At 29.3% G+C, this 13,466-nt stretch carries 9 protein-coding genes; 3 read left to right on the forward strand and 6 right to left on the reverse strand.

Annotated features, from left to right (window positions below):
• Positions 1-175 precede the first annotated feature (175 nt).
• Positions 176-2,827 carry a putative LPS assembly protein LptD gene (locus ACFQZW_RS13785; protein WP_298263886.1) on the forward strand — a complete coding sequence of 884 codons (2,652 nt, stop codon included), beginning with the start codon at positions 176-178 and terminating at the stop codon, positions 2,825-2,827.
• A gap of 25 nt (positions 2,828-2,852) precedes the next feature.
• Entirely contained in the window at positions 2,853-3,233 is a 381-nt protein-coding gene (locus ACFQZW_RS13790) for a Rid family detoxifying hydrolase (RefSeq protein WP_298263884.1), read from the forward strand.
• A gap of 4 nt (positions 3,234-3,237) precedes the next feature.
• Here ACFQZW_RS13790 and ACFQZW_RS13795 read toward each other — a convergent pair whose 3' ends face one another.
• The 5 genes from ACFQZW_RS13795 to ACFQZW_RS13815 all read right to left on the reverse strand — a co-directional run bounded on the left by ACFQZW_RS13795 (position 3,238) and on the right by ACFQZW_RS13815 (position 10,982).
• Positions 3,238-3,600, reverse strand: a complete 363-nt coding sequence (locus tag ACFQZW_RS13795) for a methylglyoxal synthase (RefSeq protein WP_298263883.1) — start codon at positions 3,598-3,600, stop codon at positions 3,238-3,240.
• 12 nt (positions 3,601-3,612) lie between these two features.
• Entirely contained in the window at positions 3,613-4,605 is a 993-nt protein-coding gene (gene gap / locus ACFQZW_RS13800) for a type I glyceraldehyde-3-phosphate dehydrogenase (RefSeq protein WP_386783733.1), read from the reverse strand.
• Between the two features lie 84 nt (positions 4,606-4,689).
• Complete coding sequence (pfkA, locus tag ACFQZW_RS13805; RefSeq protein WP_298263879.1) at positions 4,690-5,676, reverse strand: 6-phosphofructokinase; 987 nt, start codon at positions 5,674-5,676, stop codon at positions 4,690-4,692.
• A gap of 49 nt (positions 5,677-5,725) precedes the next feature.
• Positions 5,726-6,634 carry a sugar phosphate nucleotidyltransferase gene (locus ACFQZW_RS13810; RefSeq protein WP_298263877.1) on the reverse strand — a complete coding sequence of 303 codons (909 nt, stop codon included), beginning with the start codon at positions 6,632-6,634 and terminating at the stop codon, positions 5,726-5,728.
• Positions 6,627-10,982 (reverse strand): translocation/assembly module TamB domain-containing protein, encoded by a 4,356-nt coding sequence (locus ACFQZW_RS13815; RefSeq protein WP_386783736.1) that lies wholly within the window; start codon positions 10,980-10,982, stop codon positions 6,627-6,629. Before ACFQZW_RS13815 ends, ACFQZW_RS13810 begins: the two co-directional genes overlap by 8 nt.
• Positions 10,983-11,146: 164 nt before the next feature.
• Between ACFQZW_RS13815 and tsaD the strand changes: the two genes are divergently transcribed.
• Positions 11,147-12,181: a tRNA (adenosine(37)-N6)-threonylcarbamoyltransferase complex transferase subunit TsaD gene (gene tsaD / locus ACFQZW_RS13820; protein WP_386783739.1), complete on the forward strand. Its 1,035-nt coding sequence runs from the start codon at positions 11,147-11,149 to the stop codon at positions 12,179-12,181.
• A 3-nt stretch (positions 12,182-12,184) separates the two neighbouring features.
• Here tsaD and ACFQZW_RS13825 read toward each other — a convergent pair whose 3' ends face one another.
• Positions 12,185-13,465, reverse strand: a complete 1,281-nt coding sequence (locus ACFQZW_RS13825; RefSeq protein WP_386783741.1) for a mechanosensitive ion channel family protein — start codon at positions 13,463-13,465, stop codon at positions 12,185-12,187.
• Between the last annotated feature and the right edge of the window lies 1 nt (position 13,466).

A 13,466-nucleotide genomic window follows, 5' to 3' on the forward strand; every position in this document is an offset into this window, starting at 1 on the left:
TGTTATTTGTATGATTCAAATATTAAGCCATACATTTACAAACAAAAAATTTATGGTTGATAATTTAATAAGCTAAAGTAAAAAAACTTGAGTTATCAACCCAATTAAAAGCTATTTTTATAAAACATTAGTTATTAAAACATCTTTTAAAAATACCTATTTTTTAATTCTTTTGATGCTCCTTTTTTTTAGTATCAATTCAACTATCTATTCGCAAGAAATTAAACCCTTAAAAGCTAAGGACACAATTAAAGCTGTAATTGATACCACAAAAAATGCTGCATTTATCAAAGCTTTAGACTCTATAAAAAATTCAGCAAAAGATTCTTTATCAATAAAACCTAAAGACACCATTAATAAACCTATAGAACTCCTTGAGAGTATAATAGATCATAGTGCAGATAGTTTAATAAGGCAAGATATTAAAAACAATAAAATTACTCTATATAAAAATGCTCATGTGCATTATAAAGATATTGATTTAACTGCTGGTTATATAGAAATTGATAATAATACTTTTTTGGTAAAAGCAAAAGGGATTAAAGACAGCGTTGGAACTTATTCTCAACTTCCAGTTTTTAAACAAGGTGGACAGGAATCTACACAAGATTCTATTGTTTTTAATTTTAAATCGGAAAAAGCTAAAATTTATAATTTACAAACCGAACAACAGGGTATTTTAATTAAAGGAGAAGTTAGCAAAAAACACAATGATTCTGTAATTTATATTGAAAATATTAGACTTACAACATCTCAAAAAGAGAACCCAGACTATTATATCAATATAAAAAAAGCAAAATTTATTCAAGATAAAAAATTAGTTGCAGGGTCGAGTCAATTAGTTATCGCCGATGTTCCAACACCCTTAGTTTTACCTTTTGCGTACGTTCCTTTAACTAAAGGTCGTACGTCTGGTTTTTTAATGCCAACTTGGGGTGAAAATAATAGACAAGGATATTTTTTACAAAACGGTGGATATTATTTTGTAATTAATGATAATTTTGATTTGGCCTTGCTAGGTGATATTTACACCAACGGAAGTTGGGGTATGAGAGCAGAATCTGGATATGCCAAAAGGTACAAATACTCTGGTAAATTTGATTTTAGGTACGAAAACTTAATTAATAGTTTAAAAGGTTTAGACGATTATTCAAAAGCCTCTAACTACAACATTAGGTGGAGTCATTCTCAAGATGCTAAAGCTAGCCCAAATTCAAGATTTTCAGCATCCGTAAATTTAGGAAGTAGTACGTATTATAGACAATCAAACAATGAATACAACACAAATGCATTTTTAAATAACAATTTAAGTTCTTCAATTTCATATTATAAAAAGTTTGTTGGAACACCATTTAATATGTCATTATCAGTAACACATTCTCAAAATACAAATACCGAGAAAATTAATATGACACTTCCTTCATTACAAGTTAATATGGATAGAGTTTATCCTTTTGCTGGAAAAAATGGAGCTAAAACTAACGCTATTCAAAAAACTGGCTTAAATTACTCCATGAAAGCTGATAATAGAATTGATACTTCTGATGAATTCTTCTTTAAAAAAGAAATGTTTAAAAATGCAAAATCAGGAATACAGCACAATTTATCTATGAATACCAATATGAAAGCCTTAAAATATTTTACCCTTTCACCAAGTGTAAATTATAAAGAGGTTTGGTATTTTGATAGACTCAAAAAGACTTTTGATGATGTTGAAAATGCAGTTGTAACCGACACTATTAGTAGCTTTAGTACATTTAGAGAATATTCAACAGCAGTATCTTTATCAACCACATTTTATGGAATGTTTCCTTTTAAGAAAGGAAAACTAGAAGCTATTAGACACACTGTAAGACCATCTGTTTCTTATAGCTATCGACCAGATTTTAGTAGTTATGATGAAGAAGTTCAAAAAACAGCAGATCCAAACGATATTATTGAATACTCTCCTTTTGCTAACGGAATTTTTGGACAACCAGGTAAAGGGCTATCAAATAGTTTAAATTTTTCATTGAATAATAATATTGAAGCAAAAGTTAGATCTAAAGACTCTACAGAAACAGAAGCTAAAAAAATAGTATTAATTAATAATTTAAATTTTACCACAAGCTATAATATGGCTGCCGATTCATTAAAATGGAGCCCTGTTGGAGTCAATGCTGGAACCAAATTATTTAAAGATAAGTTGGGTTTAAATGTTAGAGCTACTCTAGATCCATATGCTATTGATGTTAATGGACGAAAAATAAATACTTTTAATATTAATAATGGAGGAAGTTTATTTAGATTAACAGCAGCAGGTATCACTATGAACTATAGCCTTTCAAGTAAAGGAAGTAAAGAAAAAAGTACCAAACAAAAAAATGCTGAAGACAATAACTCGGATGGTATTTTTGGTGAAAATTTAACTGCTAGTAACCAACAAAATGGCTCAGCTGAAACCAGTAAACCTAATGATGGTTCAGTAAAAGAAACTGAATTGTATAAAAGTAGCATTCCTTGGTCTTTAAAATTTGCTTATGCCCTTAACTACAGCAATCGTAATAGAGAAAAAGAAATCTCATCAAATTCATTAATGTTTTCAGGAGATATTGAACTAACACCAAAATGGAGTGTTGGTTTCTCTTCTGGATATGATATTAAAAATGAAGGATTTACATATACTCAATTAAGATTTTCAAGAGATTTAGATAGTTGGAAACTTAATTTTAACTGGGTTCCGTTTGGAGATCGCCAAACTTATTATTTCTTTATTGGTGTTAAATCATCTATGTTAAGTGATTTAAAATATGATAAAAGAAAAGTACCTGACAGAGCTTTATTTTAATTAAAAAATTAAATGGTATTATAAAATGAAAAAAATAATTAACACTCAAAACGCTCCTGCACCAATTGGACCATATAATCAGGCGGTGCTTTCTGGAAACACTTTATATACTTCTGGTCAAATAGCCATCAATCCTAAAAATGGAGAATTAGTTACTAATTGTATAGAAGATGAAACTAAACAGGTCATGGAAAATTTGAAGACCGTTTTAACTGAAGCAGGCATGACTTTTGAACATGTAGTAAAAACATCCATTTTTGTAAAAAACATGAACGATTTTACCAAAATAAATACTGTTTATGGAAGCTATTTTAATGCTGATACAGCTCCAGCAAGGGAAACTGTTGAAGTTGGTAATTTACCAAAATTTGTAAATGTTGAAATTTCTATGATAGCAATTAAATAAATCTTTATATAGATTTTATTAAACATTCTGCAGTTGCAGGATTGGTAGCTAAAGGAACATCATGTACATCGCACAACCTCATTAACATTGCAATATCTGGATCATGGGGATGACTATTTAAAGGATCTCTAAAAAAGAATACCATATTGGTTTTTCCTTCGGCTACTCTTGCCGCAATTTGAGCGTCACCTCCATATGGACCAGACAAAAATTTAGTAACTTTAAAACCTGCTTTTTCAGCATTTTTGCCAGTTGTACCTGTGGCAACTAAATCAATTTTTTTTGAAATTATTAAGGCTTTAAAATCCATCAAAAACTGAATCATTTCAGCTTTTTTTCCATCATGTGCTATTATTGCAATTTCCATTTATATTTAATTTTATAAAGATGCTGAGTATTCTATTAAATCTACAATTTTGGTAGCATAACCAAATTCATTATCATACCAAGAAATAATTTTATAAAAGTTATCATTTAAAGCAAAGCCTGCTGCGGCATCAAAAACTGAAGTTCTAGGTTCTGAAACAAAATCTTGAGAAACAACTTCGTCTTCAGTATAACCAATAATTCCTTTAAATTGATTTTCAGAAGCTTTTTTAACTACACTTTTAATTTCTGAATAAGATGTTGATTTTTTAAAACGAACTGTTAAATCTACCAAAGAAACATCAACTGTAGGAACTCGAACAGCCATTGCCATAAATTTTCCTTTCAATTCGGGCATAATTTTTACTACTGTAGAACCTGCACTCGTAGTAGTAGGAATAATATTATTTAAAGCTGCTCTACCTCTTCTCCATTTTGCTTCGGGTCCATCAACCGTTTTTTGACTTGATGTTGCCGAATGTACTGTTGTAACTAGTCCTTCAATAATCTCGAATTCTTCATTTAGAAGTTTTACTAAAGGAGCAATACAATTTGTAGTACAAGATGCGTTGGAAAAAATTACATCATTCTCTGATAAATCTTTATGATTTACTCCCATAACAAACATTGGAGCATCTTTTGAGGGAGCAGAAATCACAACTTTTTTGGCACCTCCTTTTATATGTAAGGCTGCTTTATCTTTATCAGTAAAATACCCTGTAGATTCAATTACATAGTCCACATCCACATCATCCCATTTAATTTCTTCAGGATTTCTTTTTGAAGTGATACGAATAGTTTTTCCATTGACCACCAAATTTCCATTGACCACTTCTACCGTTCCATTAAATTTTCCATGAACAGAATCATATTTTAACAAATATGCTAAATGATTAACTTCAAGTAAATCATTTATAGCAACTACTTCAGTATTTACTCTTTGAATTGAAGTTCTAAACGCTAAACGTCCAATTCTTCCAAACCCATTTATTCCAATTTTAATCATTAACTTTTAAATCGTTTAATTTTATAAAACTTTAACCCTAACTCAATCCTTTTTTATTTAACTTATTGTAGTATAGGTTTAGTTTTAAATAGACATAATATCGCTAACTCGAATTAATTCCATATTAATTTCATGTCGCCCTTTTACCGCTTTATCCAATAATGTAGTAGTTACTTTATTATTCGTTAAACCAACCATTAAATTGGATTTTCCGTCTAAAAGTAACTCAACAGATTTCACCCCAAGTCTACTCGCCAAAACACGATCAAAACAACTTGGAGAACCTCCACGCTGCATATGTCCTAAAACAGAAACTCTTACTTCGTATTGCTGCAAATTTTCTTCTACATAGTTTGCTAGTTCAAATACACTTTTTCCTATTTTATCGCCTTCAGTAACCACCACTATGCTCGAAGATTTCCCTGAACGTTTACTTCTTTTTAAAGATTCTAACAATCTATCCAATCCTAAATCTTCCTCAGGTATTAAAATTTCTTCAGCTCCAGCTCCAACTCCTGCATTTAAAGCAATAAAACCAGCATCACGCCCCATAACTTCAACAAAAAACAATCTGTTATGTGAACTAGCGGTATCTCTAATTTTATCAATTACTTCTATAACTGTATTTAAGGCTGTATCGTAACCAATAGTATAATTGGTTCCAAAAATATCATTATCTATGGTTCCTGGAATACCAATACAGGGAACTTTAAATTCATTATAAAAAACCATTCCACCAGTAAAGGTTCCATCTCCACCAATTAAAATCAATCCATCAATTTCAGCATTTTTAATATTTTCATAGGCTTTTGCCCTTCCTTCTTTTGTTTTAAATTCGGCAGACCGCGATGATTTTAATATGGTTCCTCCTCTGTTAATGATATTATTTACACTACGTGCATCAAGCTTTACAAAATCAGCATCAATCATTCCTTGGTAGCCTCTATAGATTCCAACGCATTCAATATTGTAATACGCACAAGTTCTTACAACAGCTCTAATTGCTGCATTCATTCCAGGAGCATCACCTCCAGAAGTCATAACTCCTATTTTTTTTATTTTTTTACCCATAAGTGAAATGCAAAATTAAAACTATATTTTGAATGAAATTTATTTTAAATTAAGAATTCCATAAATTTTCAGGATAGATGTTTTGATCTTTCTGTTTTTGAATTTCAGAAGTCACATATTCTTTATCTTCTTTATAAGTAACCCCAAACCAACGCGCATCAGATTTTAATACTTCCATAGTTGCTAAATTATTTACGATTAAATGGTTGACAACTAACGGAATAAAAAACTCTGCTTTAGGTTCTTGATAGTTATTTTCTAAAAAGTTTTCAAAAAGAGATTCAGAAAGTTCAAAATATTTAGGAGTAAATCCAAAAAAGTTCATAGAAACTGTAGTATCTTCTAAAATAGGCTTCAACTTGCCATCGTCATCTTTAAAATTAAGAACTCCATTTATTTTTTCAATATGTGTACGTTCGGTTATTCCTGTTAAAAACCCATGATCATTCACTCTACATTCACCTCTTGAAACTGAACCGTATTCTGAAATGGTGTTTTTCAACACATAGCCCATCATATTAAAGTTTGTAGAATTTTTATCTATGTTTTTTAGAGCCTCTGCAATTACAAAAAAAGCTTCTTTCCCATAAAAATCATCCGCATTAATTACAGCAAAATTTTCTTTTACAACGTCTTTTGCCATCAACAGTGCATGACCTGTTCCCCAAGGTTTTTGACGGTTATTATCTCTATACTTTTCTGGAATATTTTCTACTTCTTGAAACACATACTCAACCTCTATTTTACCTTCTAATTTTTTATTAAAAAATAATTTAAAATCTTCCTCTATACTTTTTCTAATGATAAATACAATTTTACCAAAACCTGCCTGAATGGCATCGTATGCAGAAAAATCTAAAATGGTATCTCCCTGTGGAGAAAAGGTATCTAATTGTTTTAGCCCTCCATATCTGCTTCCTATTCCCGCAGCTAAAACTACTAATGTTGGTTTATTCATTTTTTGATGTTTTATTTTTAAAATTGAGTAATTTATTTTTTAAGGTGTCTAATTGTTTAGTTGTACTGATTGTATCTTTAGGTTTGTCCTTTTTTAAGCCTAGTTTTTTTAATAATTCGGAACCACTGTTGAAATCGATTTGATAATTTAAACCTATTCCTTGAGTATAACCTTCTTCTTCTTCTGTGTATTGAATTTCATTTTGACGATTAAAAACGGTTGATCTAAATGTACCATCTTCATTTATTAAAAATTCTACTTTTACTTCGCCAATTACAGAGGCTTGTTCTTTAGATCCTACAGGAACACCTACACGTCCGTTAATAATAATTCTATCGTTGAGCTGATAATCTAAATCAATTGCCAACTGGTCATTAATATTTAAATTATCTACTTTGCTTTTTTCTCCAACTGTATATACTGGTTTTAATTTAAATTTATTGTTTCCTTGATTAAAAATATTATCCAATGCATTGGAAAGCATATCTGAAGCGGTACCATAAACCAATCCTGTTGTGTTAATACTTAAATCACTTTCATTATAAAAGGCACCTGACGCTAATAATGAAACAAAATGTCTAGTTTTGGTATTGTCATCATTATCATTAAGTTTAAATGCCAGCTCAGAGGCTACGGTTGAACTAGAATTTGGAATTTCAATATCAAATTCTCTTTCTGAATTAAATAATTCTCCTGAAAAACGAGTAATTAGGTCAATTGGAATTTTTCTATTAGATGTGATATTTTCTAGTAATGATCTTGGATTTGCTGTAACTCTATAAACTGCTTCTATATTTAAAATGGCCGTAAACGGATCGCCACTCCAACTAATACTTCCTCCTTTTTTAACAGTAAATGGCTTGTTGATAAAACCACCATATTTAAAATTATAAATTCCATTATCAACAATGAAATCGCCATACATATCAAATTTATCTTTGGTGTCTAATTCAATTTGTAAATTTCCTGTTCCACTCCCTCTTAAAAAACTGCCAGTAGCTTTATCTAACACCATTTCAACTACAGCATCTTTAGTTACTTCTAAATTAAAATTTAACGATAATCCTTTTAGCTTTTCAGAAATAAATGCTTTGCGAATTTCATCATCATTTTCAGATTCATTTTTATTTATAAATCTGATTAGTTGAGAAGACTCTACCGTTTTAACATCACTTAATGGAATTACAAAATAGGTACCTTTTTTAGTTTTCCCAACAACATCAATCACTAATTTATCAGTAGGCCCATTAATTACTGCATTTCCCTCTATTAAACCAGTTCCATAATACACAGAATTTTCATCTTCAACAGTATTTAAAACTAGTAAATTTTTTGTGTTTATATTGAGGTTTAGCAACCAATTATCGAAATTTTTATGACTGAGAGTTCCTGATAATCCTCCTTTGGTATTTTTAAAAGTATCTTTTAAAGTAACATCTTCAAAAGTAAATGTTTGATCTTTTAAACTAATTATACTTGTGCCATCAAAGTTATAATCTACATTTAAGTATGGAAAATACATGCCTGCCTGATCTAAAAACAAATCTCCATCCATTTTTGGATTTTTTAGCAAACCTGAAACATGTACACTTCCGTAGGCAAAACCTCTAATATTATTGAAAACGTCTTCTCCTAAAGGACTAAAAGCATCTAATTTAAACTCTTCAAAACCAACTTGTACATCTAGTGTTGGGTTGTTTGAAGTAAAATCAAGCTCACCAAGTGCTGAAAAACTTTTGCTATTTTCCCTAACCAATGCAACATCTATATCATATTGTTTTAATGAGTTTCTACCTTCAATAGCAATATTTAAATTTCCTTGATGCGAATTGTTGATGTTAAAATCTGCAATAGATAGATTGGCTGTTGGTTCTATTTTTTTGTTAATTTGCCTGTAATTTAGATTACCATTTAATGTTCCTCTTAACTTTAAACTATCAATATTTGGTGTAATACTGGCAAGTTTAACATTTCTAAATTTAAATTTTAAATCTTTTGAAATGGAATCATTTACTTTTCCAAAAAATTCTATTTTTTGATTTTTGGAGCTAACTAAAAATTGTTTAAAATCTAACATCTTTGTTTTTCCATCAAAAACAACTTTATTCATTTTATCATTTTCAGGGTTGATTTCCCATACATTATTTTTATAGGTAAAATCTGATTTTTTTAACCCAAAAACAGATTTATTATCTTCATTAAATGTGTGGTAAAAAGACAAGTTGAATTTTTCAGTATTTTGTTCACCTCCTAAAAATTCTGTTCTAAAATATAAGGTATCATTTAATGTAATATTTACCAAGTTTAATTTAGAAATATCATACAAATCTGTAGCTACTTTATCAACTTTAAGTTGCGTATTAAAAATTGGGTTTTTATTATCTATTTGTAGGCTTAACTCATCAATAATATTTGAAAATGCTTCAATTTTAGGCGATTTAATATTTAATCTAAATAAGTTATTGTTAGAACTAATGTTACCTCTAATTATAGTGTTGGGTGAAAGTGTAACTTCAGGATAAAAAACTTCAACAATTTTATTATAAATATTAAATCTGAAATCTAAATTTTGGTTGTTGCTTACTTTATAAGGTTTGTAATTGGTAAATATACTTCCAATAGAGTTTTTAGTTAGTTTCCCTAGTTCATTAAATTTAAAATTTCCTTTTACTCTTCCATCAATAATTTCAGTTGAATTTATTGTTATGGTTCTAATACTATCGGTAAATAAGGAGGTAATGTTAAAATCTTTAAAAAAGTAATTATTTTTTTGATTGGTGTAAGAAGAATTTTTAAAATCAATTGTTCCAACCAAGTCATCGAGTGTATTTCCCTTAACTTTAATTTCAATATCTCCTTTTACATTCGAAATACTATCACGTTTAAAAAGGTTTATTTTATTCAAATCACAATAATCTACAATTGCCTTAAAATCGAACGTATAAATTGCACTAGAAAAATCTGCCAGACCATTAAAATTTAATTTAATATTAGCGTCATTTACCTCCATATTTCCATCAAAATGCTTGTTTTTTACAACTCCATCTATGGTGATATCTTTATAGGTGTAACTTTTGTATTGATGCTTTGAAACATGCCCTTTAACTGCAGTATTTATTTTTTCTAAGGTAAACCCTTCTCCTTCAATATCAGCTTCTAAAGAAATTTGACCAACTAAAGGATCTCCAATAATTTCTCCCAATTCAAAATCCACAACTTTAATATGTCCAATGTAAGATGAATTATCAATGTTGGAAATATTTGTCAACTCCAAATCAGTGATAGCAGAGCCAATAGCTGTATTTAAATTTAGCTTGGCATTGATTAAATTTTCGGTTATAAATGTATTTCCTCTTAAAGTGAATCTTCCAAATTTTTTAAATGTAGATGGCAGATTATTTCCTAAAACGTTAGGTAATAGTTTTTTTAAATGAATATAATCCGATGTTAAATTGGTTAAATATGCATCTAATGAAAAACCGTTTTCTTGATTAAATGCATTTTTAAAATTCAAATCTCCATTTATTATGGCGTTTTGATCTGTTTTTAATTGAAGATTATGTGTGGTAAAATTATTTAAATTCCCTGTTATTTTGGTTGAAAAATGAAGTATATCTTCCGTTCCAAACTCACTATAAAATTTTTGTAAATCAAAAAATGAAACATCTGCATTTTTAACATTAGCTTGTATAGCTACTTTATTGTTAAAATCTGAAAAATCTTCTCTATTATAATTAAATACAATGTCTGCGGAAATTCTTGATTTTTCAGTTTCTAATATCGTATTTAAAAAACTCATTTGTTGTTTTGAGTATGAAAAATTACTCGACAAACTCAATACCTCTACGTTATGATTTTCTATAAAACTTAATTTATGGATAGCTGTAGATACGTTTGGTCCTTCTATTTTAAAATTTTCCGCATCTCCATTTATATTTTTAAAAAACAATGGTTTTTCAGTTTCTTTATTTTCATCAAATAATTCAACATACCCCTTATTTAATTTCAAGTTTGTTGATGTGAGCAAAAACCCTGAAGGTTTATCACTCACTGTTCCATCATCAAATTTATCAACAAACACCGTTAATGCATCATCTTCTTCTCCTTCGTATGTTCTTAAATTAAGTATGAAATTGTTTAATGAAATTTGCCCAAACTCTAGCTTACTTTTTAATAAATTTCTGTAGCTAAATATGGAAGTTGTTAAATCATTGATATAAATTAACGTATCTGCATGATGATTTTTTACAAAAACTTTTTTTAGCTGCACATCTCCAATATAAGCCAAATCAACTTTATCAATAGTTATATCAACATCAAATTCACTTTGTAAATAATTAGTTACCATTTTACCTAACTTGGTTTGTACAGCAGGTATAGACAATAGCGTACTTATTAGTGCTATGAATAGCACTAATACTAGTAAAAATTTGACAACTATTTTTTTAATTCGTTTGATAAGCGCTAAATTTGCATTTTAATGGCAATTTTTATGCCTTTATTTGTTAATTAATGATTAAAAATAAACCTATTTACATACTGGGTATAGAATCATCTTGTGATGATACTAGTGCAGCTGTTATCTGCAACGGAAAAATACTGTCAAATGTTGTGGCTAATCAAGAAATTCATGCCAAATACGGCGGTGTTGTTCCTGAATTAGCATCACGTGCACATCAACAAAATATAGTTCCTGTAATTCAACAAGCCATTCAACAAGCAAATATCGACAAAAAAGACTTAAATGCCATAGCTTTTACTCGCGGACCTGGATTAATGGGTTCATTATTGGTTGGAACCTCGTTTGCAAAGTCTTTGTCCCTAGCTTTAAACATTCCTTTAATAGCAGTAAATCATATGCAAGGACACGTTTTAGCGCATTTTATTGAAGAAGAAAATCAACAAAAACCTCCTTTCCCTTTTTTGTGTTTAACCATTAGCGGTGGACATACACAAATTGTAAAAATCAATAATTATTTTGAAATGGAAGTTATTGGTGAAACTATAGATGATGCTGTTGGAGAAGCTTTTGACAAATCTGCCAAAATACTTGGACTACCTTACCCTGGAGGGCCTTTAATTGATAAATATGCTAAACTTGGAAATTCAAAAGCATTCAAATTTACCAAACCTAAGGTTGATGAATTAAATTTTAGTTTTAGTGGTTTAAAAACAGGTATTCTTTATTTTATTCAAAAAAAGACTAAAGAAAACCCTACATTTATTGACGAAAACTTAAATGACATTTGCGCATCTATACAACATACCATTGTAGAAATTTTGTTTGACAAACTAAAAAATGCCGTAAAACAAACAGGAATTAAACACATTGCTATTGCAGGTGGGGTTAGTGCTAATTCTGAAATTAGAAAAGTACTTAAAGCAACTGAAAATAAATTTGGATGGACAACCTATATCCCTAAATTTGAATACACCACAGACAATGCTGCTATGATAGCAATTGTTGGTTATCTAAAATATTTAGACGGTAGCTTTTTAGAAGAACCAACTTCGGCAACCGCAAGACTTAAAGTAAGTGAAGCTTAGAGCTTAACCTTTAACTCCCTTTTTTGCAAATAGACTAAAATCTTTACCTGTTGGTTCTTCAAAAACTTCCAAATCAAAATAGGGAACTGCTGCTATAACATGGTCAAAAATATCGGACATAACAGCCTCGTAATTTACCCATTTTTTATCGCTGCTAAAACAATATATTTCTAGAGGAATTCCTTTTGGAGTTGGAGCCAACTGCCTTACCATAGTAAATAATTCTTTACTAACAGAGGAATTTTGTTCTAGATAAGCATCTACATACTTTCTAAAAACACCAAAATTAGTTAAATTTCTACCATTAATTAGAACAGACTTATCTATACCTTTTTTTTCATTATAATTTGTGATTTCTTGATATTTAGTGTCTAAATAATTTTTAATTAGTTGTATTTTTTTAAATTCTTCAATTTTTTCAGTTGTTAAAAACTTTATAGAGTTTTGTTTTATTAAAACCGCTCTTTTAATTCTTCTTCCTCCAGATTCTTCCATTCCTCTCCAATTTTGAAAAGAATCTGAAATTAAACTATATGTTGGTATAGTGGTAAAAGTATTGTCCCAGTTTTGCACTCTAACAGTGGCTAAATTAATATCGGTAACAGTACCATCTGCTCCAAATTTTTCGTAAGTAATCCAATCTCCAATTCTAACAATATCATTTACTGAAACTTGAATTGAAGCTACAAAACCTAAAATAGTGTCTTTGAAAATTAATAATATTACTGCTGAAGCCGCTCCTAACGTTGCAAAACTTAAAATATCTCTCCCAGTTAATTGATAAACAATAAAAAATATGGCGAGCCCCCATAAAAAAATCATTACTACTTGTACATAGCTTTCTAAAGGTTTGTCTTTAAAACGCTCTTTAGTTCTTAAATATCTTTGAGTAGATCTTAGAAAACTTCGTATAATTTTTACAAATAAAATAACCCCATAAATGTTTATGATATTATGAAATGTTTTTAATAAAAAAGGAAAGTCTTGTAAAACGGTTGGAACTATTATTTTTAATAACAATAAAGGGATGATATGCGCAAAATACCTAGAAAATTTACTTTGCACCAAAAAATCATCAAAAGTAGTTTTAGTTTTAACTGAAAAAACATCAAATGCTTTGATTATAATTCTCCTTAAAATTCGATCAATAATATAGGTAACAACTAAAATTAAAAACAAAACCATCACCAAGTTTATGAGTCCTGCCCAAAACTCTGTTACCCCTCTATCAATTAAAGTACTTTTAATTAAATGAACATACTTATCAATATTTTGAAGTTCCATC

Source organism: Lutibacter aestuarii, from assembly GCF_042676885.1.
GTDB classification, from domain to species: Bacteria; Bacteroidota; Bacteroidia; order Flavobacteriales; family Flavobacteriaceae; genus Lutibacter; species Lutibacter aestuarii.